The sequence below is a fragment of the Myxococcus xanthus genome (assembly GCF_013116825.1).
Lineage (GTDB): Bacteria > Myxococcota > Myxococcia > Myxococcales > Myxococcaceae > Myxococcus > Myxococcus xanthus_B.
In genome coordinates this window covers 37,784-60,030 of sequence record NZ_JABFNS010000023.1, presented here as the reverse complement: position 1 = coordinate 60,030, position 22,247 = coordinate 37,784, and the positions used below count along the sequence as shown (strand labels likewise).

At 70.5% G+C, this 22,247-nt stretch carries 18 protein-coding genes; 10 read left to right on the top strand and 8 right to left on the bottom strand.

Annotation, left to right across the window (positions count from 1 at the left end; translation table 11 throughout):
• Position 1: 1 nt before the first annotated feature.
• Complete coding sequence (locus tag HNV26_RS09200) at positions 2–5,338, bottom strand: non-ribosomal peptide synthetase (protein WP_171443425.1); 5,337 nt, start codon at positions 5,336–5,338, stop codon at positions 2–4.
• Between the two features lie 256 nt (positions 5,339–5,594).
• Here HNV26_RS09200 and HNV26_RS09195 point away from each other — a divergent pair, with 256 nt between their 5' ends.
• Positions 5,595–6,575 (top strand): aldo/keto reductase, encoded by a 981-nt coding sequence (locus tag HNV26_RS09195; protein WP_171443424.1) that lies wholly within the window; start codon positions 5,595–5,597, stop codon positions 6,573–6,575.
• On the opposite strand, the gene HNV26_RS09190 is transcribed toward HNV26_RS09195, so the two are convergent.
• The 3 genes from HNV26_RS09190 to HNV26_RS09180 all read right to left on the bottom strand — a co-directional run bounded on the left by HNV26_RS09190 (position 6,554) and on the right by HNV26_RS09180 (position 10,156).
• Positions 6,554–7,816, bottom strand: a complete 1,263-nt coding sequence (locus tag HNV26_RS09190) for a DUF4130 domain-containing protein (protein ID WP_171443423.1) — start codon at positions 7,814–7,816, stop codon at positions 6,554–6,556. The genes HNV26_RS09195 and HNV26_RS09190 overlap by 22 nt on opposite strands.
• Before the next feature lie 70 nt (positions 7,817–7,886).
• Complete coding sequence (locus tag HNV26_RS09185; RefSeq protein WP_171443422.1) at positions 7,887–8,855, bottom strand: FHA domain-containing protein; 969 nt, start codon at positions 8,853–8,855, stop codon at positions 7,887–7,889.
• The gene (locus HNV26_RS09180) at positions 8,843–10,156 is read right to left on the bottom strand and encodes a S1C family serine protease (protein WP_171443421.1); all 1,314 of its coding nucleotides are present in this window, start codon (positions 10,154–10,156) and stop codon (positions 8,843–8,845) included. Before HNV26_RS09180 ends, HNV26_RS09185 begins: the two co-directional genes overlap by 13 nt.
• A 173-nt stretch (positions 10,157–10,329) precedes the next feature.
• Here HNV26_RS09180 and HNV26_RS09175 point away from each other — a divergent pair, with 173 nt between their 5' ends.
• Complete coding sequence (locus HNV26_RS09175; protein ID WP_171443420.1) at positions 10,330–11,736, top strand: DUF3943 domain-containing protein; 1,407 nt, start codon at positions 10,330–10,332, stop codon at positions 11,734–11,736.
• Between the two features lie 23 nt (positions 11,737–11,759).
• On the opposite strand, the gene HNV26_RS09170 is transcribed toward HNV26_RS09175, so the two are convergent.
• A complete protein-coding gene (locus HNV26_RS09170; protein ID WP_171443419.1) occupies positions 11,760–12,434 on the bottom strand; it encodes a hypothetical protein in 675 nt (224 codons plus the stop codon).
• 143 nt (positions 12,435–12,577) lie between these two features.
• On the opposite strand from HNV26_RS09170, the gene HNV26_RS37880 reads away from it, so the two are divergent.
• The 3 genes from HNV26_RS37880 to HNV26_RS09160 are packed head-to-tail and all read left to right on the top strand — an operon-like array spanning position 12,578 to position 13,568.
• Positions 12,578–12,727: a hypothetical protein gene (locus tag HNV26_RS37880; RefSeq protein WP_171443418.1), complete on the top strand. Its 150-nt coding sequence runs from the start codon at positions 12,578–12,580 to the stop codon at positions 12,725–12,727.
• 44 nt (positions 12,728–12,771) lie between these two features.
• Positions 12,772–13,119: an ArsR/SmtB family transcription factor gene (locus tag HNV26_RS09165; RefSeq protein WP_171443417.1), complete on the top strand. Its 348-nt coding sequence runs from the start codon at positions 12,772–12,774 to the stop codon at positions 13,117–13,119.
• Entirely contained in the window at positions 13,116–13,568 is a 453-nt protein-coding gene (locus HNV26_RS09160; RefSeq protein ID WP_171443416.1) for an SRPBCC family protein, read from the top strand. Before HNV26_RS09165 ends, HNV26_RS09160 begins: the two co-directional genes overlap by 4 nt.
• A gap of 15 nt (positions 13,569–13,583) precedes the next feature.
• On the opposite strand, the gene HNV26_RS09155 is transcribed toward HNV26_RS09160, so the two are convergent.
• Genes HNV26_RS09155 through HNV26_RS09145 form a run of 3 tightly spaced genes read right to left on the bottom strand, consistent with a single transcriptional unit; the run spans position 13,584 to position 15,566 of the window.
• Positions 13,584–14,252 carry a hypothetical protein gene (locus HNV26_RS09155; protein WP_171443415.1) on the bottom strand — a complete coding sequence of 223 codons (669 nt, stop codon included), beginning with the start codon at positions 14,250–14,252 and terminating at the stop codon, positions 13,584–13,586.
• Positions 14,249–14,590 (bottom strand): protealysin inhibitor emfourin, encoded by a 342-nt coding sequence (locus HNV26_RS09150; RefSeq protein WP_171443414.1) that lies wholly within the window; start codon positions 14,588–14,590, stop codon positions 14,249–14,251. Before HNV26_RS09150 ends, HNV26_RS09155 begins: the two co-directional genes overlap by 4 nt.
• Positions 14,591–14,609: 19 nt before the next feature.
• A complete protein-coding gene (locus tag HNV26_RS09145) occupies positions 14,610–15,566 on the bottom strand; it encodes a M4 family metallopeptidase (protein WP_253816369.1) in 957 nt (318 codons plus the stop codon).
• 445 nt (positions 15,567–16,011) lie between these two features.
• On the opposite strand from HNV26_RS09145, the gene HNV26_RS09140 reads away from it, so the two are divergent.
• The 5 genes from HNV26_RS09140 (at position 16,012) to HNV26_RS09120 (ending at position 22,246) form a co-directional block, all read left to right on the top strand.
• Positions 16,012–17,343, top strand: a complete 1,332-nt coding sequence (locus HNV26_RS09140; protein WP_171443412.1) for a sialidase family protein — start codon at positions 16,012–16,014, stop codon at positions 17,341–17,343.
• Positions 17,344–17,571: 228 nt separating this feature from the next.
• The gene (locus HNV26_RS09135) at positions 17,572–18,054 is read left to right on the top strand and encodes a tetratricopeptide repeat protein (RefSeq protein ID WP_011554025.1); all 483 of its coding nucleotides are present in this window, start codon (positions 17,572–17,574) and stop codon (positions 18,052–18,054) included.
• 152 nt (positions 18,055–18,206) lie between these two features.
• Positions 18,207–19,292 (top strand): 6-phosphofructokinase, encoded by a 1,086-nt coding sequence (locus HNV26_RS09130; RefSeq protein ID WP_216611954.1) that lies wholly within the window; start codon positions 18,207–18,209, stop codon positions 19,290–19,292.
• Positions 19,293–19,310: 18 nt separating this feature from the next.
• The gene (locus tag HNV26_RS09125; RefSeq protein WP_171452786.1) at positions 19,311–21,242 is read left to right on the top strand and encodes a serine/threonine-protein kinase; all 1,932 of its coding nucleotides are present in this window, start codon (positions 19,311–19,313) and stop codon (positions 21,240–21,242) included.
• Positions 21,239–22,246, top strand: coding sequence for a hypothetical protein (locus HNV26_RS09120; RefSeq protein WP_171444873.1), 1,008 nt, complete (start codon positions 21,239–21,241; stop codon positions 22,244–22,246). The genes HNV26_RS09125 and HNV26_RS09120 overlap by 4 nt, the downstream gene beginning before the upstream one ends.
• The last annotated feature ends 1 nt before the right edge of the window (position 22,247 follow it).

The window sequence follows — 22,247 nt, the reverse complement described above, 5'->3', positions numbered from 1 at the left end:
CTCAGTCATGGCCCCGGGGGTTCCTTCCGCGCCGTTGGAGTGCCTGCCGGCGGGCCTCCGCGCGCGACTGGTGCTTCACGTCAGAGGCGGGCTCGGGGCGCGCCTCGACCTGCAACCTGCGGGCGAGTTCGTGGATGGTGGGATGTTCGAAGAAGTGGGTGATCGGGACGTCCCGGCCCAACGCCTCGCCCAGCCGCGAGCACGCGCGCACCGCGGACAGCGAGCTGCCGCCCAGGTCGTCGAAGAAGTGGGCATGCACGTCCACGGCGGGCAGCCCCAGAGACTCCGCCCAGGCGCGCGCCACGGTCTCTTCCAACGGCGTGCGAGGCTTGCCCGCTGGTGACACGACGAGCGACGGCCGCGGCAGCGCGCGCACGTCCACCTTGCCCGTGGCCAGCAGCGGGAGCGCCTCCACCGGGACGATGTCGACCGGAATCATGTGCTCGGGGAGCTGCTCGCGCAGCCGCGCCCGGAGCTCTCCCGGTGGAAGGATGTCTCCGGGCGGTGGCACGACGTACGCGACCAGCCGCGGCTCACCGTCCACGGAAGGACGCCACGCGGTGACGTGGGCCTGGCGCATGCCGGTCAGCTCGCGCAGCGCCGTCTCCACCTCGCCCGGCTCGATGCGGAAGCCACGGATCTTCAGCTGCGCGTCCGCGCGCCCCTGGAAGTCCAGCCTTCCATCCGCGCGGCGGCGGGCCATGTCGCCCGTGCGGTAGAGCCGTGCCCCGGGCTCGCCGCCGTGGGGGTCGGGGATGAAGCGCTCGGCCGTGAGGTCCGGCCGGTCCAGGTAGCCACGGGCCACCGACGGCCCGCCGACGTACAGCTCTCCCGCGACACCCACCGGAACCGGCTGGAGCGCCTCGTCGAGCACATAGGTGTCCACGTGGGGCATGGAACGCCCGATGTTGGGCGGCCCCACTTCATCCGGAGCGATGACGCCCCAGGTCGCGCCCACCGTCACCTCGGTCGGCCCATAGCCGTTGTAGAAGGCGCGGCCCTCGGCGAAGCGGGCCACGAGGCTCGCCGGACACGCCTCCGCGGCCACCATGAACATCGACAGGTCCGGCAGCGGCCCCTCCGGAAGGAGCGTGGCGACAGGAGGAGGCAACGTCGCCGAGGTGATGCGCTGCTCGCGCAGCATCCGGTACAGCGCATCACCCGTGGGGGGGCCACCGGGTGACAGGTGCAGCGCGCCTCCCGAGGCCAGCGCCAGGAAGTAGTCCCACGCCGACATGTCGAACGCGGGCGAGGCGAACTGCAACACCCGCGAGCCGGGCCCGACAGGCAGGTCCGACACCATCGACTCGCACAGGTGCGCGGTGCCGCGGTACGGCACCATCACGCCCTTGGGCTTGCCCGTGCTCCCGGACGTATAGGTGATGTAGGCCACGCAGTCCGGAGGCGGCTCGCCGGTTTCCCACAGGGACGCGTCTGGCAGGTCGTCACCGCCGCCGTGCGCCTCCCATGGCAGCAGCGTCACCCCTTCGGGCAACGCCAGGCGCTGCGCGTAGCGCTCCTGGGCCAGCAGCACGCGCGCGCCGCAGTCCGCCAACGTCCACGCCACGCGCGCGGGGGGATACGAAGGCTCCTGGGGCACCACCGTGCCCCCGGCCTTCAAGATCGCGAGGAAGGCGATGACCTGCTCGGGGCTGCCGCGCTCCAGCAGCGTGCCGACACGGACCTCCGGCCCGACACCGTGGCGCCGCAGGCGCGCGGCGAGCCGGGCCACCCATGCCGCCACCTCACGATAGGACCAGCTCGACGCGCCCGCGACGAGCGCAGGCGCCTCCGGCGTCTTCGCGGCCCAGTCCTCGATTCGGTGAACGATGCCGGGCACGGGCGCCCCCCGCGTGTCCTGAGTCCTCCGCCCCAGCGCCAGCAGGGTACGGCGCTCGTCGGGAGCCAACAGGGACAGGTCCCCCAGCGGCACCTCCGGCTGCGCCACCGCGGCATCCAGCAGCGCCCCCAGGTGGCGCGCCATCCGTTCGGCGGTCGCGGCGTCGAAGAGGTCGGCGCAGTACTCCAACCTCCCCACGAAGGCCCCTTCCAGCTCCGCCATCATCAGCGCGACATCGAAGGCGGCGCCGGGATGGTTCAGCGGGACGGACTCGACCGTCAGGTCCTCGCCCAGCCGGGCGCGCGCGCCCGAAGCCCCGACGGCGAACGCGCCCAGAAGCTCGTTCTCGGGACGGGGGGACTGCAGGGCGAACATTGTCTGGAAGATGGGCGCGCGCGACGGGTCACGCCGTGGCTGAAGCTGCTCGACGAGCCGAGTGAAGGGCAGCGCCTGGTGCTCCAGCGCCTCCAGCACGGTGGTCCGAACCCGCGCCACCAGCCCCGAGAAGGACAGCGCGCGCGGCACCCGGGCGCGCAGGGCCACGGGGTTGACGAAGTAGCCCACCTGTCGCGACAGGTCCGCGCGCGGGCGGCCCGTGGTCGGCGTACCGACGATGAGGTCCTCCTGCCCCGAATAGCGCCGCAGGAAGGCCAGGTAGCCGGCCAGCAGCACCATGAACGGCGTGGCGCCGTGCGTCCGCGCCAGGGCCTTGAGCCGCGTGGACGTCTCGTGCGGCAGACGGAAGGCCACCTGCGCTCCTCGGAATGACTGGAGCCTGGGTCGTGGGAACGACGTGGGCAGCTCCAACACGGGCAGCTCGCCCCCCAGGCGCTCACGCCACCAGGCCAGGAGCGCTTCGCCCTGCGCTCCCGTGGACCGCCGCGCCAACGACAGGAGGATGGGCGCCGCGGGTGGCGGCGGTGGCGACAGGCTGGACGGCGAGCCTCGGACCTCCGACGTGTAGAGCGCGCCCAGCTCCCCCGCGATGACCTCCAATGACCAGAAGTCCGTGACCAGGTGGTGCATGGCGAGCAACAACACGTCGCCCCGTGGCGCGCCGGTGTAGAGCCGGGCGCGCACCAGTGGGCCCCGCTCCAGGTCGAAGGACTCCCGCGCATCCGAATCGAGCCGCTCACGCAGCGCTTCATCCGTCCAGGTGGACGTCTCCACTCGCGCCAGCTCCAGCGGCGCGACGCAGGCCCTCCTCGCTGGCGCTCCCTGCACCTCTGGGAACGCGGAAGACAACGCGGGGTGACGGGCAACGAGCACGGAGAACGCGCGCACAAGCGCTCCAGCATCCACTGGCGTGACGAAGCGCACCGCTTGGGACACGTGGTAGGCCTTGCTGCCCGGCGCCATGCGCTGGAGGAACCACAATGCCTGCTGGCCATCGGAAACGAAGGCCATGGGGTCGCCGGGCATGACGGCCGGAGCCTCGGGGCGCGCCTCGGCGCCCTCGGTCCGGGCCCGCCCGACCCACCGCGCCAGCTCGCGGAGGCTCTGCCCCTGGAGCACCGCCGTGATGGGGGGCGACACGCCCCATGCCTCTTCCACGGCGTGCAACACCTCCAGCGCTCTCAGCGAGTCGAGCCCTTGGTGCGTCAGGGGCACATCCACGCTCAGCGCCGGTCCATTCGCGCCAGGCAGTGACGCCAGCCGGGACTGGAGCACCGCGAGCACGTCCGCCGCTTCGGGTGCCGCGTCAGGCTTGATGTCCAAGGACGCCGCCGCGGCGTCCTCCTTCCATCCGTGCACCTCGTCCAGCGTGCCCGCCAGGAAAGCCTCACGCGTGGCGCGCCGCTGCACCTTGCCGCTCGACGTCTTCGGCAATGTCCCCGCGGTGATGAGCACCACGGCATGGACGGCCAGGCCATGCGCTTCGCCCAGCGCCGCGCGGATGCTCGCGACGACCTCCGCCGCCGCTTCCGGCGTGGCGACCTTCGCGGCGACCTCCTGCACGATGACCAGCCGCTCTTCGTCGCCAACGTCCACCGCGAACGCGGCACCGCATCCGGGACGCACGCCCGGATGGCAGCGGTCCGCGGCGTGCTCCAGGTCCTGCGGGTAGTAGTTGAGGCCGCGCAGCACCAGCACGTCCTTCAAGCGGCCGGTGATGAAGACCTCGCCGCCGTCGATGACCGCCAGGTCTCCGGTGCGCAGGTACGGGCCCTCTCCCGAGTCCGCCAGCCGGCCATGGAACGTGCGCTCCGTTTCGTCGGGGCGCTGCCAGTACCCATCCGCCACGCTCGGACCGCGCACCCAGAGCTCACCCACGCGGCCCGGCGCACATGGACGGCGGGTTTCCGGGTCCACCACCCGCACGTCCTGGCCGCCCAGCGCCTGCCCACACCCCACCAGCGCCGTCGCTGGAGCGTCCACCTCGGGTGCCCGCGCCTCGCCGCGCAGCAGGCCATCACGAGCGAAACGCCGCACCACCGGCACGGCCGAGCGCGTCCCTCCCGAGACGATCAGCGTCCCCTCCGCCAATCCGTAGCAAGGATAGAAGGCCTCGCGCCGGAAGCCCGCCGGGGCGAACGCCTCCACGAACCGCTCCAACGTGTCGGCGCGTACGGGCTCCGCGCCGCTGAACGCCACCTCCAGCCGGCTCAGGTCCAGCGCCGCGCGCTGTTCGGGCGTCGTCTTGCGCACGCACAAGTCGAACGCGAAGTTGGGCGCACCGCAGACCGTCGCACCGAAACGCGACATCGCCTCCAGCCACCGCAGCGGGCGCTGGAGGAAGGACATGGGAGGCAGCAGCACCGACGGGATGTCGCGGTACAGCGCCTGGATGAGCCCTCCAATCAGCCCCATGTCGTGATACGGCGGCAGCCAGAGAGCGGCCACCGGGTGGGGGCGGGTGTCGAAGCCCCGGGCAATCAACCACGAGTTGTGCAGCAGGTGACGGTGCCGCAGCACCACGCCTCGTGGCGTCCCCGTCGAGCCCGACGTGTATTGCAGGAACGCCACCGAGTCGCCCCGCAGACCTGGCGCGCGCCAGGCCTCTGCTTCGTGCGGGGCCACGGAGTCCGTGGCCAACCAGCGCAGCGCCCGCAAGTCGGGCGCCCCCTGCGTGAGGGGCTCCACCATGTCCGCGATGCCGGAAGTCGTCAGCGCCACCCGCGCGCCACAGTCCGCCACCAGCGCCTGGAGCCTGGGCAAGGTGCGGCCCAGCCGCATCGGGTCCGGTGGATACGCGGGCACCGCCACCACGCCCGCGTAGAGACATGCCAGGAAGCCCAACGTGTAGTCGCGGCCCGGTGGGTACAGCAGCAACGCGCGCTCACCGGGCGCCAGGTGTCTTTGTAGCAGCGCCGCCACCGCGCGAGCGCTCGCGTCCAACTCCGCGTAGGAGAGGGCCTGCTCCCCCGCATCGTCGAGAAACGTATAAATCCAGTCGTCTGGCTGCGCGGCGGCGCGAGCCCGACACATATCCACGAGAGTGACATCCTCTGGGCAGACGAATTCGGAGGCGGGGTCGGCGCGGGTCGGAAGGTGCATGTCGAGAGTCCCGAAGCACTGCCTGGAGGCACCGCCCGGAACGCCGCCTCACATCCCCTGCTGGAAGCACGAGGGGCACGCTCCGCATTGCTCCGAACAGCGCCCCTTGGATTCCGGTTCTTTCTACCGGATTCCCAGTAACCAGAAAAGGCCTGGTACGCGCGCGCCTCGGTCTTCCACGGTATGAGCCATGACACGCCCAGTGGCACAACGAGGCGTGCCGCCATCCACGCTGAATGAATGAGGAACCAACGGAATGAAATACACCAACCTCGGACGCACGGGTCTTCGTGTGTCTCGCCTCGGCCTGGGCTGCATGAGCTACGGCACGCCCAAGTGGCGCCCCTGGGTGCTGGATGAAGAAGCCGCGCAGCCGTTCTTCCGCCGGGCGGTGGAGCTGGGCATCAACTTCTTCGACACCGCGGACATGTATTCGCTAGGCGCGAGCGAGGAGATCACGGGCCGTGCCCTTCGCCGCTACGCGCGCATGGACGAGGTGGTGCTGGCCACCAAGGTCTACTTCCCCATGGGGGACGGGCAGAACATGCGGGGCCTGTCGCGCAAGCACATCGTCCAGGGCTGCGAGGCCAGCCTGAAGCGGCTGGGCGTGGAGGCCATCGACCTCTACCAGATTCACCGGATGGACCCGAACACGCCGCTGGAGGAGACGCTGGCCGCCCTGGACCAGCTCGTGCGCCAGGGCAAGGTGCGCTACCTGGGCGCGTCCTCCGCGTATGCGTGGCAGTTCGCGCGGGCGCTGGGGATCGCGGACCTGCGCGGCTGGACGCGCTTCGTGTCCATGCAGGGCCACTACAACCTCGTCTACCGCGAGGAGGAGCGGGAGATGCTGCCCCTGTGCGAAGCCGAGGGCATTGGCGTCATCCCCTGGTCGCCGCTGGCCCGCGGCCTGCTCGCGGGCTCTCGCAAGTCGCTGAAGGACCGGGACGCCACCACGCGGGCGAAGTCGGACACGCTGTCACCCATGCTCTATGACCAGGCCGGTGACTGGGAAGTGGCGGAAGCGAACCGGAGCGTCGCGGAGAAGCGCAACGTGTCTCCCGCGCAGACGGCCCTGGCCTGGCTCCTCTCGCGCCCCGCGGTGACGGCGCCCATCATCGGCGCCACGAAGCTGGAGCACCTGGAGGACGCGGTGCGCGCGGTGGACCTCAAGCTGACCGCCGACGAAGTGAAGGCATTGGAGGCCCCCTACCAGCCTCACGCCGTGCGTGGACTCTGAGCATGCACCCGGGCCCGCGCGTCCCCCGTGAGCCGCTGCCGCAGCCACGCCGCCGCCGACCGGAGATCCGCTTCGAAGTGGATGCGCGCCTCCGCCCGCGCCCGGCCTTCTGGAAGCCGAAGCACCGCTTCGGGGGCAAACGTGGCCATCCAGCCCTCCGCCCACCGCGTGTCCAACAGCTGCCCACGGCTCAGGTGCATGCGAAACCCCACCCCCAAGAAGGCCTGCGCCGCCACGGGCCCCAGCGCGATGATCATCCGAGGGCGGACCTCCGCCACCACGCCCTCCAGCTCATGGCGGCAGGTGTGCCCTTTCCCCCACACCGCCGGAGGGAGCCCCCCGTGCCGCGAGCGGCATCCGTCCCCGCACGGCCGCACCACCCGGCGACTGGAACGCGTGAGCCCCGCGCGGCCCAACACGACCTCCAGGAGCGCTCCCGCGGCCCCCGCGAAAGGCGGCTCCGCGATGTCCACGGGGGAAGCCCCCACCAGCAGCAAGGACGCGCGCTCCGCGTCCGCCCGTGGGGGCGGATGGGACGCCGCCAGTCCTCCCCGGGCGCGTGCCCACTCCGGCAGCGCCCCGCCTTCCTCGAAGGTCAACCGCTCCCGGTCCCAGTGCGCCCAGGTGTCTGGCGTGAACAGGCTCCAGGAGAAGTGCGGGAAGCGGCGCACGAGGAACGGCGCCACCTCCCGGACGATGAGGTGTTCGGGCCGGTACCACGCGACATGGTGTTCGCGCCCGTCCCGCCACACCCGGCGGAAGCGCAAGGCCGCCATCAGCGCCTGCGTGTCCCGCCGCACCGCCTGCTCCAGCCACCGCAGCCGCCGCACGTCTGCGTCGTCGTGACACTCCAGCAGTGACGGCTCTCCATGGGTCAGCCGCCACAGCACGCGGTACAGCAGCGCCCAGCGCGCCGGCTCGCGGTGGCACACCACCTTCTGCGCCAGCCCCACGAAGTCCCGAGGCACCCCGGACGCGGCGCGCCCCCAGGCCTCCCAGCGCGCGGCCTCCAGCCACATGCCCTGGCGCCCACGCGTCTCCTCGAAGTGCACCCGCTCTGGAGGTTCGCCCCGCGCCAGCAGCCCTCGCGCCACCACCCGGAAGGACGCCAGGTCCGGCGCCACGAAGACCCGCGTCAGCCCACCGTCCCGGTGTCTGGCCGCGAGCCGCTCCCCCTGCGCGCCCCGGACCTGCGACCACCGGGCACCGATGACAGGCCTCAACTCCTGATGGACGTCCATCCGGGCATTCCTACCTGCCCGGTCTGACATCCACCGTCCCGCCCGTGACGTCCTGCCGGCCCCTGGCGGCTCACGGGTCGCGCGCCAGCGCGTCCACCTGCTCCTGGACCTTCACGGCGTCGGAGAAGAAGTCATCCATGGGCTCGGTGCCCACCAGGCGGAAGGCCGGCGGCAGGAGCGACCGGCGGAAGCCCAGCTCCGTGCTGAAGGACTCGTTGCCCAGCCATTCATCCGCCCGCGACAGCGCGCCAAACGACAGCGTGACGACGGCGATGACCCGGATGAGCCGCTCCGGCTCCCAGCGCGTCACGTAGCGCAGGTGCCAGTAGAGCCCCCAGGCCATCAGCGACAGGAAGGCGACGTGGTGGGCCCAGGCCAGGTTGCCGCTCACACCCAGGCTGAAGCCCACCAGCGTGAGCAGCGGCTGGATGACGACGGAGCCCAGCAGCACCAGCGCGGCCACGGTGGCATGCGTGCGGTAGTGGAACTGGCGCCTGCCGATGCGGCTCGCCACCGCCCAGCCCCCCGCCCACAGGAAGGTGATGCCCAGCGGCACCACCAGCGCCACCGTCAGCTCCCCCCAGTCCGTGCGCCCGTAGTTGGCCAGGTAGCCCTCCAGCAGGCTGGCGCCCAGCAGGGCCTGCAGGGCCAGGGAGAAGTAGCGGGGCTGCTCGAACACGCGGGGCCTCGGCGCGGTGGGCGCCGCCGCCACGACGGTCTTCTCCACCGGGTGACTGCGCGCGCGGAAGCGCAGCACCGTGTCCCCCACTGACACGCGGGTATTCGTGGCCAGCTCCAGCTCGGCCAGTTGCGCCCAGGGCTCCACGCGGTAGGTGCCGTTCTGGCTGCCCACGTCGCGCAGCACCAGCGTGCCGTCCTCGCGGCGCTCGATGCGCAGGTGCTCGGCGGAGACCTTCGGGTCATCCAGGATGACGTCGTTGCCGTAACCCCGGCCGACGTTGACGGGGAAGCGCTCCAGGCGATGACGGGCCTGGACGGAGTCCCCTTCCAACACCTCCAGGAAGATCACTTCGTCCACGACAGCCCCTCCAGGTAGCGGCGCGCCAGCTTGCGGCCATTGTCCGCGGTGAAGCCCGCCAGCGTGAGCGACGTGTCCACGCCGCTGGTGCTGGCATTGAGCGTGGCCGCGCGCAGCACCAGGTCATAGAGGCCGGGGAACTTCCGGTAGGCACGCATGCACAGCGCGGCGCGGACGGGCAGGCCCGCCACGTCCACGAACTCCGACTGGCAGCGGTAGTTGGTGACGTCCTGCCGCGTGGCCTCCACCGCGTCCGGGTCCTGTGAGAAGAGCGCGCTGTAGAGCGCGGAGAAGCGCAGCGCCCCCAGCTTCTGGCTGGTGGCGTGCTGATGCAGGAAGGCCACCACGCCCGTCCGGTGGCGGGAGGACACGAAGATGTCCTCCTCCGACGAGCACTGGTAGTTCGTCACCGTGTACGGCACCTCGGGGTCATGCGGCGTGTCCCCCCAGCACTTGAGGAACGTGCCCCAGCGCCCCGGGACGCGGTAGCTGCCCAGCGTCTGCTGCGGCACGGGCGCGCCCAGCAGCCTTTCGGTGACGCGCTGCTGGTTGTCCAGGAGCTGCGCGCGCACGGTGTCGAGGAGCGCCTGCGCGCCGGAGTCCTTGGCTCCCAGCGCGCGGGCCAGCAGCGCGCGCGCGTGCTTCACCGGCACCAGGAAGCCCACCTGGTTGCCCATGGTCGCCACGTTGACGCCCACCACGCGGCCCTCGCCCGTGAGGGTGGGGCCGCCGCTCATGCCCGGATTGATGGCCCCGCTGAAGTGCAGCCGCTCATAGAGCGCGTCGTGGATGAAGCCGTTGTACGTCCCCTCCACGATGGTGGTGCCCAGGTCGCGCGGATTGCCCATGGCGAACAGGCGCGCCCCCTGCGGCGGCTCGCGGTCGTCCAGGTCGAAGAAGCTCTGCACCGGGGTGGCCGTCTGGATGATGGCCAGGTCGTGCACCACGTCCACGTCCACCAGGCGCACCGGCACGGGCTCTGCGCCGCCCTTCAGGACCAGCTCCGCCGTGTAGTCCTCCGGGTGGATGACCACGTCTGAAATCACGTGGTAGTTCGTCACCGCGTGCCCGGCGGCCGACACGAAGAAGGCCGAGCCGATGGACGAGCGCGTGCCGGAGCGCCGCTCGATGATGCGCACCTGCGCGACCTGCCCCTCGATGCGCTGGAACAGCTCGTGCGTGGCGGGTGGCAGCGTGCTCAAGGGCACGGCTTCGGGGGTGCCAGGTGCGGGAGGCGGGCTCGGCGCCGCCGGCACGACCGGCGACTGCGTGAGCACCGCTGCGAGGATGAAGGCGAACATGGATGCGGCGCACCCTACCCCACCGCGCCCCCCGACGGACGTGCAGCCGCATGTCCCGCGCCAGGCAGGCGACCGGGCGGCCCGTCCACCCACCGACGCGGGCCTGCGCCGCCGGTCCATGGTCGCACCGCGCGCGAGGTCCCCATCTTCGCCCTTCGGGTGGGGGAGCCGGCATGCGTCACAGCCAGTGGTGCGGCCGGCGCGGCCCCGCGGCGCGATGGCGGAAGGTGGCGCTGCTGGTGTCCCTGCTGCCCTCGCTCGCCCAGGCGGCGGAGTTGCCCGCGGATGCGCCACGCGCCGAGGACGACGACGAGGAGGCCGCCGCCCTACCTCCCCGGCCCCGCCAGTTCTGGTGGGCCCTGGGTGAAGTGACGGCCATCAACCTCACGGTGTGGGGCTTCAACCGCTACATCATGAACAAGGACTTTGCCCGGGTCGGACTGGACGCATGGCGAACCAACTTCGAAATGGGGTTCTTCTGGGACAAGGATGATTTCAGTACCAATCAGTTCGCGCACCCCTACCACGGCAGCACGTACTTCAACGCCGCCCGGGACCACGGCTTCAGCTACTGGGGCGCCATGGGCTTCACCCTGGTGGGCAGCCTGCAGTGGGAGTTGTTCGGCGAGAACCATCTGCCCTCCTACAACGACCTCATCAACACCACGATGGGTGGGTGGGCCCATGGAGAGGCCATCTACCGGCTGTCCTCCATGCTGCTGGACCAGCGCGCCACGGGAACCCGGCGCGTCGCCCGCGAGGTGAGCGCGGGGTTGCTCAATCCCATCCGAGGCTTCAACCGCGTGGTGCGCGGGGATGCCTGGCGCAGCGCGCCCACCCCGAAGGACTGGCAGCCGCCCGTGTTCGCCGTGCTGACGCGCACCGGCTACCTGAACATCGACGCGGGCACGACGCTGAACCAGTTCTTCGCGGAGCTGGACCTGCGCTACGGCGATGCCCTGCGCTTCCCGGTGGACGCGCCCTTCGACGCCTTCAACATGGGCGTGCAGTTCACCACCGGCGAAAACCGCCTCATCAGCCGCGCCGAGGTGAAGGGCGCGCTGGCGATGCTCCCGCTGGAGAACGGTGGGAACGAGCGCGTGCTGCTCGGCGCCTTCCAGCACTTCGACTACAACGACACGCAGGCCTACGAGCTGGGCGGTCAGTCGATCGGCGCGGGGCTCGTGTACCGGTACCTGACGAAGGAGGGCCGTGAGCTGCGCCTGGCGCTTCATCTGCGAGGCGTGGTGCTCGCGGGCATCACCTCCGAGTACGCGGACAAGGTGGGCCGCGACTACGACTACGGCCCGGGCCTGGGCTTCCACTTCGAGGCGTCCTACGGGCGCTGGCCCTGGGAGTACCTCAAGCTGCACGCGGGCACCACGTGGCTGCACACGCTCAACGGCGCGGACGGCAACCACCTGGTCCATGAGGGCACCTTGCTGCTGGACGTGCCGTTGTTCGCCAACCTGGGCCTGGGCGCCAGCTTCACCTTCTTCGAGCGAAACAGCTTCTTCCGCGACTTCGATACCGTCTCACGCGGAATCCCGCAGGCCCGGGTGTTCCTCTCCGTGCACTGACCGTCCACGCGGGGCGCGGGTGACTACGTGGGGTTGCCCGCCGCGTGACGCAGCCGCCGCCGGCGCCACGCCGTGTACGAGACGACCAGCGCTCCGGCCAGGGTTCCCGCCAGCGCGCCCAGCACCCGGCGTGGGACGGGGCCCCCCGCGCTCGGCGGCTCGTGGCGGAAGGTCTCCAGCGAGGCGCGCACCTGCGGCTCCAGCGCCTGCCACCGCACCGCGGGCGCGCTGACCATCACCACGGCGTGCTCCCCCTCCGAGGCCAGGCCCGCGACGAGCACCGTGCGGACCTGCCCCGCCTCGCGCAGCGTCCCCAGCACCTCCACACGCGGTGTCACCCCGCCCAGGCGCTCCACGCGTTCGGCGGCGAGCGAGAGCCCCAGCTCACGCTGGTAGTGCTGCATCACCGCGGACGCGAACTCTTCCCGGTCAGAGGGGCTCGCGCTGAAGCCGCGCCCCACCACGGACACGAGCAGCGTGGCGGCGTCCGGGCCCTCACCGTCGGTGAGGGCCGCCGACAAGGCGCGCGGCGCGTCTGGATCCAGCGCCACCGCGCCCACGCGCGAGCCGGCGTACTGCTCCCACCGCACCATGTGGAAGCCCTTCGGTGGGCGAAACGAATAGCCATCCCGGCGCAGCTCCGTTCCGAGCGCGCCCGGCAACGTCAGCAGTCCGACGGCCAGGAAGGTGGCGTGCACCGAGGCATCATAGTCATCCCCCCACGCCCGCGCCCGCCCGGAAGCCGGGTGGCCTCATGACCTCAACGCTCGGCCTGTGACCCAGCGTGGCTGGGCTGGGGCGTACTTCCTGTCCCACCTGAGCCGCTCCGATCCTGGCAGCCATGCTCCAGGTACTTCAGCACATCGCCATGGAACGCCTGCACGACGAGGGCGCGCCCAGCCGGCGCTACGTGCACGCCCCGCCGCAACGCTCCGCCTCTCTCGCCCAACCCGAGCGGCGGCCAGGCGCGTCGATGGCCACCATCACTTAAGCGTCGGCTTGACAATCAAACCCCGCGCCTTGATACTTAAGTACGTGCCTAAGCAATCAGACATCGACCGGGTCTTCCACGCCCTGGGGGACCCCACGCGACGAGCGATGGTCGAAACCCTGGGCAGCGGACCCGCCTCGGTGAGCGCGCTCGCCAAGCCGCTCGGCATCTCGCTCGCGGCCGTCGTCCAGCACCTTCAGGTGCTCGAGGAGAGCGGCCTCGTGACGACCGAGAAGGTTGGCCGCGTGCGCTCGTGCCGGCTGGAGCCCAAGGGGTTCCGGGTGGCCGAGCAGTGGATTGCCGATCGAAAGAGCCTCATCGAGCGGAAGTTCGATCGGCTCGAAGCCCTGCTGTCCGAAGAACCCACCCCACCCTCTGGAGACGAGCCATGACCGTCGTTCACAGCACCTTCACCATCGACCGTGCCTTCAACGCCCCCGTTCCCCGCGTGTTCAACGCGTTTGAGAACCCTGAAATCCGCCGCCGCTGGTTCGTCGAGGGTGAGGGCTGGGAGGTTGGCCGCTACGAGCTCAACTTCCAGACGGGAGGCCGTGAGGGCGGTGTCTTCCGGTTCCAGGGAGGCCCGGAGGTTGGCAACGACACGCTCTACACGGACATCATCCCCAACGAGCGCATCGTCTTCGCCTACACGATGACCATCGCAGGCAAGCGCATCTCCTCGTCGCTGGTGACGGTGCAGTTCACCGCCGAGGGCGACAAGACGCTCATGTCCTATACCGAGCAGGGCGCGTACTTCGAGGGCGGACAGGATGCGATCCGCGGCCGCGAAGCGGGCACGAAGGAACTGCTGGAGAAGCTGGCGCTGGAGTTCACGCGCTGAGCGTTGGCGCTGGCCTCACTCGAGCGCCGCGATCCGGTACTCCCCCTCTTCGAGCACCAGCCGAACGGCGCGTTCGTCACCCAGGGGGAACACGGCCTCACCCGCGCCGACGCGGACATGCGTATTGAGTGCGAGCCGAGCACGGCGGAGACGCTCCTTCGCAAGCGGTTCACGCTCGAAATCCTCGCGGAGGCGCTCCGGTGTGTAACGCGCTCGCAAGGGCCCGGCGAGCTGGCCCCAGGCGGCCTTCCAGTCACGGGCCTCCACGCTGTCGATGAATTGGCGAAGAGCGGCCCGAGGCACGTCCGCGGGCCGGGCCTCGACGACACGCCACCCCTGGGTGGACTGCGCGACCGTCAGGGAGGGCGCGCGCGCCTCGAGGAGCGGCGCGCCGGCGCGGACGTCCGCGGCCCTGGCGCTGCGAGCCCCGGGATCCGAATAGCGCTCCAGGAACGCCGCCTCCTCCTCGGCCCCCCCCACCGTCAGCGCGAACGCGTCCCCGACACGTCCTTCCTCGAGGGCGCGGGCATACGCCTCCGCGACGGAGGCGGGTTCGCGCGGCGTGGTCGCACAAGCGGTCAGCAGGAGGCAGAAGACCAGGGAACGGTTCATACGCATCGCGGGGAGAATACCTGCCCGGGCATGCCAGCCAATCGCTGTCTTCGACCAGGCACGGTGCCTCACCCAGGCGTGCCTGGCCGAGCGCCGCGGCGCTGCGCCCGCTCCGCCTTCGTCACCTGCTCCAGCAGTTCATGGAGCCGTGGCTCCTCCACGGGCTCGATGAACTGGACGGTATGCCGCCGCCCCCCCTCCTCCACGGTCAGGGTGAACCGGCGGGCGTCCGGGGCGCCTGGAGGCAGAGCGCCCACAACGGGAGGCAGTTCGAAGAAGCGGGCCGCCTGGACGCATTGCCGCAGCGCCTCCGCCTGCTCTGGGGGCAGGCTCGTCAGGTCCACCTCTCTTGGCCGAGCCAGCCCAGGGAAGTAGGCCGGCCCACCTTCACGCTTGATTTCGATGTGCATGGCAGCCGCGCCGCAGCCCTTACGCCCTGGGGGCGCGCCCCGCTTGTGTCGAGGGCTGGGTGACGGCGCCGACGAACGCGGGCATGCGGACACCAGACCGGGCGACGCGGATGCCCACCTGCTCCCAGGCCTCCCGGACCGCGTCCTCCTCCTCGCCCGGGCCGAACAAGCGCGTCGCGGACATCACGGTGATGCGCGCGAAGTCGAGGAAGCCCATGTCGGGCTTGATGAGTGAGTCGCGGATGGCGTCGTACCAGATGCGCCCCGCCCGCTCCCAGGCGTAGCCGCCCAGGTGCGACGCGACCAGGTAGAACGCCCGGTTGGGGATTCCGGAGTTGATGTGCACACCCCCGTTGTCCTCCCACGTACGGACGTAGTCCTTCATGTGCCCAGGCTGAGGATCCTTGCCCAGCACGTCATCATCGAAGGCCGTCCCCGGGTTCTTCATGGAGCGCAGCGCGACCCCCTCCACGTTGTCGGTGAAGAGTCCCTTGCCGATGAGCCAGTCCGCCGCATCCGCCTTCTGATTGAGCTTCATCTGGCGCACCAGGGAGCCGAAGACGTCGGACATGGACTCGTTGAGCGCGCCAGCCTGGCGGAAATACCAGAGCGGCCCCTCGTCCTCGGTGACACCGTGCGCGAGTTCGTGCGCGATGACGTCCAGGCAGATGGTGAAGCGGTTGAAGAGGTCGCCGTCCCCATCTCCGAACACCATGCGCCGCCCATCCCAGAAGGCGTTGTCGTAGTTGTTCCCGTAGTGGACGAAGGCCTGCAGCGGCATCCCATCCCCGTCGATGGAGTTGCGCCCGAAAATCTCCCAGAAGAAGTTGTAGGTGTCTCCCAGGCCGTCATAGGCCTCCGTGACGGCGATGTCGTCCGTCGCCTCCTGTCCCTCGAAGCGAACGGGCGTGCCAGGAAACGCTTCGCTGTTCTTCAAGTCGAAGATGGTCCGATGCAGCGCGGATTCCACCATCATGGCCCTGGGACGGGTGACGAGCGTCGATGGGGTCGTTCTGCTCCCTGCGAGCCGGAGCGCACGGAACGTCGAATCCGTGGAAAGCGTCCGCAGGACGCGCTCACGTTGTTCGCTGGTGCCGTTCTGCGCGATGGAGCGAGCCAGGTAAGGCGGCAGGATGCAGTGAATGGAGTGTCGGTGTCGTGTTGGGTGGAACATGGCGAATCCCTCTGCTGAATGGGCTCAGCCACGAGGGTAGGAACGCCGGACGTCCCTTCGGGCGACTCGGCCGCGCACGGGCTCCGCCGTCCTGAAGGAGCACAGGCACGCGGACGAGCCGGGCCCCTCGTTTTCCAGGGCGTCTCGCTGTTCGCCATCCCCATGCGAACCGCGCCCTCGTTCAGTGACACCGCACGCGGCCAGCGCCTATTCCTCCGCCTCGCATTTGATGAGGGGGATGGGGAACATGGCGAGCACGATGAGCCGATGTCTCAGGGGCGTGCTGTTCGGAACCGTGCTGCTCTCCAGGAGCGCGGCGGCCCAGGAAGTTCCGGCGCGACTCCAGGAGACCTTCGGTCCGGTGCTGAATTTGAGCGGGACGCCCACCTTCAACTTCGAATTCCAGACAGCCGTCTCCGACGGCAACGTCTACATCGTGTGGAGTGATACATCGTCCCAGGACGTCACCCACGTCTACCTGCGCAGGAGCTCGGACCAGGGAAGGAGCTTCGAGCCTCCCCTGAGGCTGAGCAACAACACCGGGTCCGCCTACCTCCCCACCGTCGTCGCGGAGGGAAAAAAGGTCTACGTCGCCTGGTACGAACAGGGCATCCAGTTCCGCGTGAGCCACGACAACGGAAGGAACTTCGCCCCCGCGGTCACCCTGGCCGCGCACGGCCTTTCGCCCCGGCTCGCGGCCGAGAACAGCGATGTGTACGTGACATGGACCGAGCCCACGGGCGCGCGGTCCGCGACCCAGCGATTCCGGGCGAGTCACGACAAGGGGCTGACCTTCGGCCCCACACTGGCGCTGGATGACCGTCATGGCACCGGGGTGACGGAGATGACCGCGTCCAACAATCGCGTCTACATGGTGGGTGACAACATCGACGCGGATGACCGGCCCGACGTGTACATGAGGACCAGCCCCGACGAGGGAACGGCCTTCGCACCGCGCCTCAACCTCAGTGTCGGCGAGGGCCCGGGGCAGCCGTCACTGCTCGCCCGCATCGCCGTCAAGGACCAGAAGGTCCACGTGGTCTGGGAAGAATGCAACGACCTCTTCCCGGACACCTGCACCATCCTCTACCGCCGCAGCAGCGACCGGGGGGCGAGCTTTGGGCCCACCCAAGCCATGAGTGGGGGCCGAGGCTTCGCGCTCGCTCCGGACCTCGAAATCTCGGGTCAGCACGTCTTCGTGGCGTGGCAGGACGACAGCCCCGGCAACTTCGACATCCTCCTGCGCACCAGCAACGACCACGGGGCCACGTTCTCCGCGCCACGCAACCTGAGCCTGAGCCCAGGATACTCCGGAGCCGTCAGCCTCTCCGCGGCCCAGTCGCATCTGCGCGTCGCGTGGGAGGACACCACCGCCGGCTCGGTCGACATCTTCTACCGGGCCAGCGGTGACCTGGGCGCGTCGTTCACCCCCGTGACGGACCTCAGCAACACGCCGACGCGCTCCTCCGCGCCACGTGTCTTCGCCTCCAGCGGCGGATCGCATGGCTACGTGGCCTGGCTGGAAGACCTGACCAGCGAAAACACCGACGTGTTCTTCCGGCGAACCGAAGCGAAGTAGCCTGAGGCACCACGTCTCCTCGCAGTCGCGGCAGCCGCCCTCGCACAGCGCCCTGGCCTCGGCGCCTGCGCGCGCGACAGGCACCACACAGACAGCCCCTGGAATCCGAGCCTGAGTGTCGGCCACCCCGACACTGCGTGTGGCCTCCCGGAATCCGAGCCTTGTCGCGGCGTCTCCCCGCGTGTTCGTTGTGACATCCCCGCGCGGCGCGGGTAACCTGCCCGAGAGATGAACCCCGCCGCCAGGGCCGACATGGAGTCACGTGCCGATCGCGCCCTGCGCCGCGGCGAGCTCACCGAAGCGCTCCGCCTGTACGAGTCGCTCGTGCGGGCCTTCCCGGCCGACGAGGGGCTCGCCCTCAAGCTCGCCAACGCGCGCGAGTTGCTCCAACCCGCGGAGTTGGAGGTGCTCGAAGCCGCCCGGGCCGAGGCCAGCATCCCCCTCCCTGTGGGCCCGTCCTCCCCCGTCCAGGAAGGCGAGCGCCTCTTCGCGCTGGGCGACTATGCGGGCGCCGCTGCTTGCTACCGGCGCGCGGTCCAGGAACGCCCGGACAGCGAGCTGCTCAAGGAGCGGCTGATCGAGCTCTATGGCCTCGCGAAGGCCATGCCCCTACAGTCCCCGACAGATAGGGCGCTTCCCGACAAGCCGGAGCCTCGGCTCCAGGCCCTGCTGGACCGGGTGGCCTCGCGCCGCCGCCTGAAGCGGGACTGAGGAAAACGCCCGTTTCCACTCGCGAATCAGCCCTGGCCGGTGATTCACGCGTTGCACCCCCGGGGCCCCCCCCCTACAATCAGGTCCGACGTTTCTGTCATGGTGAAGCACCCTCCCTCTGACACCCGCGTCCGACCTGTATGTCCCGTCCCATGAGACTTGGAGTCCTGACCGGCGGTGGCGACTGCCCCGGCCTCAACGCACTCATTCGCGGCCTCGTGAAGCGGGGCACGCACGAATTCGGCTACGAGTTCGTGGGCATCGAGAACGGCTACATGGGGCTGGTGGAGCCAGGGCTCGCCCACCCGCTCACCGAGGAGGACACCCGCGGCATCCTCCCCAAGGGCGGCACCATCCTGGGCACGTCCAACAAGGCCAACCCCTTCAGCTACGCGACCCGTGAGGATGGGCACTGGGTGGAGCGGGACGTGTCCGATCAGGTCCTGCGCCGCTGCGAGGAGCTGGGCCTGGACGGGCTCATCGCCGTGGGCGGCGACGGGACGCTGTCCATCGCCCACCGGCTCGTGGAGAAGGGGCTCAAGGTGGTCGGCTGTCCGAAGACCATCGACAACGACCTGTCCGGGACGGATCAGACCTTCGGCTTCGACACCGCGCGGCTCATCGTCACCGAGGCGCTCGACCGCCTGCACTCCACCGCCGAGGCCCATGACCGGGTGATGGTCGTGGAGATCATGGGCCGCCACGCCGGCTTCCTCACCCTGGAGAGCGGCATCGCCGGGGGCGCGGACGTCATCCTGATTCCAGAGATTCCGTACCGCGTGGAGTCCGTGGTGGAGAAGATCCGCCGCCGCTCCACCCACCGTCGCAGCTTCTCCATCATCGCCATCTCCGAAGGCGCGTTCCCGCAGGGCGGCGAGCTGGCCGTGCTGGACACGGCGGAGGCCATTCCCGGCCGGGGCGTGGTGCGGCTCGGCGGCTCGGGGAAGGTGCTGGCGGACCTGCTGGCCCGGCACATCGAGGCGGAGATTCGCGTGACGGTGCTGGGCCATCTCCAGCGCGGGGGCAGCCCCAGCGCGGCGGACCGGGTACTGGCCACTCGCTACGGTTGCAAGGTGCTGGACCTGGTGAGCGCGGGTCAGTGGGACCACATGGTGGCCCTGCGCGCGGGCGAGATCATCGCGGTTCCCTTGAGCGAGTCGCGCAAGGAGCGCCGGGTGGATCCGGCGGGTGAGCTGGTGCGCTTCAGCAAGAGCATGGGCATCAGCTTCGGGGACTGAGGGGACCGCCAAACCACCATGACGACGCTCGTCGGCCGCCATATCGGTCGCTACCGCATCCTCGAGCAACTGGGCTCGGGGGGCATGAGCGTCGTGTACAAGGGGCTCGACACCGCCCTGGACCGTGAAGTCGCGGTGAAGGTGCTGCACCCCCACCTGGCCGGCAAGGACGAGTCCCGCCGGCGGCTGGCCCGCGAGGCCCGCGCGGTGGCCAAGCTGCACCACCCCAACATCCTGGAGGTCTTCGACTTCTCCGCCGCGGACGCCCAGGACGCGTTCATCGTCACCGAGTACATCCGCGGCCAGACGCTGAAGACGTTCCTGGACGAGGGGCCCATGGACCCGCCGGAGCTGGCGGCCATGGTCATCCACGAGCTGGCCGCGGCGTTGGCGCACGCGCACGAGTCCGGCGTCATCCACCGCGACCTCAAGCCGGAGAACGTCATGGTGCGCGAGGACGGCGTCCTCAAGCTCATGGACTTCGGCATCGCGCGGCTGATGGACATCGAGGAGCGGATGACCGTCACCGGCACGCTGGTGGGCTCGCCGGCCCACATGGCCCCGGAGATCATCGAAGGCCTGGAGGCGGGCCCCACGGCGGACGTCTTCAGCGTGGGCATCATGTTCTACGCGGCGATGACGGGACGGCTGCCCTTCAGCGCGCCCAACACCACCGCCACGCTCAAGCGCATCCTGGACGGTGACTACGAGGACGCACGCCGGCGCGTGCCCGCGCTGTCGGACGAGCTGGCGGACATCTGCGCCATCTGCCTGCAGCGCGACCCGGAGCGGCGCTACCCCGACGCGGCCCGGCTGCGGGACGCCCTGGCGGACTACCTGGCCGGCCTGGGCTTCGCCCGCGTGGGCGAGGAACTGGTGTCGTACTTCGCGGACCCGGCGTCGTACCGGAAGCTGGCCCGTCAGCGCATCGTCGCCACCCTGTTGGAGCGCAGCGAGCGGCAGCTCGCGGAGAAGCGCACCCCGCGCGCCCTGGCCAGCCTCAACCAGGTGCTGGCGCTGGACACGACCAACGCGCGGGCGCTGGCGCTCCTCAAGAGCATCCAGCGCGCCCAGCGCATCAAGACGTGGCGCCGCCGGGGGCTGCGCCTGGGCGTGGGCGTGGCCGCCGCCGGACTGCTGGGACTGGGCGGCTGGAAGGCCCGCCACGCGAACGACGCCGAAGCCACCCTCCCGCCCGACGCCGCCACGCCCGGACAGGTCGCGGCCACGCTGCCTCCGGCCCCGCCTCCCGAGCCGCTCGCCACCGTCGCGCCCCCCGACGCCACCCCGGCTCCGAAGGAGAGCGCCGGGCGTCCCGGCCCTGGCACGTCGCAGCCGCCCCGCCCGGCTTCGCGCGCGGTCAAGGGCACGACGGCACCGGGGGACCTGTCGCCGCGGACGGATGGCACGCCGGCCGTGGGCGGCACCGTTCGCAGCATGGGCACACGCCCCGCGGGCGAGGACGAGGAAGCACCGCGCAAGCCGCTGGTGCGCAAGCTGCCGGTGTCCATCCTGGTGCGCCCCTATGGCAGCATCCGCGTGGATGACGGCGCGCCCAGCGCCCAGCCGCTCCAGAAGCATGACGTGGAGGTGACGCCGGGCCGGCACACCGTCACCATCTCCTGCGACTACTGCGAGGACGTGGTGGACACCATCGACGTGCAGCCGGACGGCGACAACGTCTTCCACCTGCGCGCCCAGCCCAAGGCGTCCCGCCTGTCGGTCGACTTCGAGCCCGCGGGCGCGCTGGTGCGCGTGGGCGACGAGTTCCGCTCCGCGGAGGACAGCGTGAAGACGCCCTTCGAGGTCCGCTCCCCGCGAGGCCCCGCGGGCTTCCAGCACACCGTGGTGGTGGAGGTCTCCCACCCGGGCTACGTGCCGGAGCGCCGGGTGGTGCATCTGCGGCCGGGCGAACCCACCACCCTGCGCGGGAGCCTCCGCCCAGAATGAGCCGCTGCCTCCCGCTCTTGCTCACGGCGCTGATGCTGCTCGTTCCGGGCGCCACGTTCGCCCAGGACGCCGGTGACCCGGAGGTCGCCGCGCTGCGCGCCAGCTTCGAGTACGGCAAGTACGCGGAGGTGATGGACCGCGCGGCCTCGCGCATCGACCGGGGCGGCCTGGACGAGGACGACCTGGCGGAGCTGCACAAGCTCGCGGGCCTGGCGGCCTTCAACCTGGGCCGCACCGACGACGCCCGCCGTCACCTGCGCGCGCTGCTCCGGTTGGATCCGGACTTCAGCCTGGACCCCTTCGTCGTCCCGCCGCCCGCGGTGGCCTTCTTCGACACGCTCAAGGAGGACATGGACACGGAGCTGGACTTCCTGCGCCAGGAGCGGCGGCTGCGTCAGGAGCGCGAGAAGGCGGAGGCCGAGCGCCGCGAGCGCGAGCGCCTGGAAGCCGAGGTGCAGCGCCGCCGCGCCGAGGAGCTGGCGTCCCAGGTGACGGTGCGCACAGTGGAGAAGCGCAACTTCCTGGTCAACTTCGTCCCCTTCGGCGCCGGCCAGTTCCAGCAGGGCCGCACCAGTCTGGGCATCGTCTTCGCCGCCACCGAGGGTGTGCTGGCGGTGACGAGCATCATCTCCTTCTTCGCCTACGAAGGGCTCTTCGAAGAGCGCACCATCGATCTGGACAACGTGCTGGACCCGGACGGCCGGGCCTCCGTCACCGTGCGCTACATCCCCACCAGCCGGGCCAGGCAGCGCGACGCGTGGCAGCTGCTCAAGCTGTCGTCGGCCGCGGGCTTCTACGCCATCTATGCCGTGGGCGTGGTGGACGCGCTGTTCCACCACGAGGACCAGGTGGTCCGCAGCACGGTGGAGCCTCGCGCCGAACAACCCGCGGAGCCGCTCCCCCGCTCCACTTCCGCCCGCGCGACGGCACCGAAGACGTACACGCGCGTGGGCATCTACCCGACCTCCGGCGGACTCGGCGCCGGTCTCACGCTCTCCTTCTGAC

Coding starts and splice junctions, on each gene's coding strand:
- HNV26_RS09125 (WP_171452786.1), top strand. CDS start 19,311: ATGACGACGCTCGTCGGCCGCCATATCGGTCGCTACCGCATCCTCGAG.
- HNV26_RS09160 (WP_171443416.1), top strand. CDS start 13,116: ATGACCGTCGTTCACAGCACCTTCACCATCGACCGTGCCTTCAACGCC.
- HNV26_RS09135 (WP_011554025.1), top strand. CDS start 17,572: ATGAACCCCGCCGCCAGGGCCGACATGGAGTCACGTGCCGATCGCGCC.
- HNV26_RS09130 (WP_216611954.1), top strand. CDS start 18,207: ATGAGACTTGGAGTCCTGACCGGCGGTGGCGACTGCCCCGGCCTCAAC.
- HNV26_RS09200 (WP_171443425.1), bottom strand. CDS start 5,338: ATGCACCTTCCGACCCGCGCCGACCCCGCCTCCGAATTCGTCTGCCCA.
- HNV26_RS09140 (WP_171443412.1), top strand. CDS start 16,012: ATGGCGAGCACGATGAGCCGATGTCTCAGGGGCGTGCTGTTCGGAACC.
- HNV26_RS09145 (WP_253816369.1), bottom strand. CDS start 15,566: ATGATGGTGGAATCCGCGCTGCATCGGACCATCTTCGACTTGAAGAAC.
- HNV26_RS09190 (WP_171443423.1), bottom strand. CDS start 7,816: ATGGACGTCCATCAGGAGTTGAGGCCTGTCATCGGTGCCCGGTGGTCG.
- HNV26_RS09175 (WP_171443420.1), top strand. CDS start 10,330: ATGCGTCACAGCCAGTGGTGCGGCCGGCGCGGCCCCGCGGCGCGATGG.
- HNV26_RS37880 (WP_171443418.1), top strand. CDS start 12,578: ATGCTCCAGGTACTTCAGCACATCGCCATGGAACGCCTGCACGACGAG.
- HNV26_RS09180 (WP_171443421.1), bottom strand. CDS start 10,156: ATGTTCGCCTTCATCCTCGCAGCGGTGCTCACGCAGTCGCCGGTCGTG.
- HNV26_RS09195 (WP_171443424.1), top strand. CDS start 5,595: ATGAAATACACCAACCTCGGACGCACGGGTCTTCGTGTGTCTCGCCTC.
- HNV26_RS09120 (WP_171444873.1), top strand. CDS start 21,239: ATGAGCCGCTGCCTCCCGCTCTTGCTCACGGCGCTGATGCTGCTCGTT.
- HNV26_RS09150 (WP_171443414.1), bottom strand. CDS start 14,590: ATGCACATCGAAATCAAGCGTGAAGGTGGGCCGGCCTACTTCCCTGGG.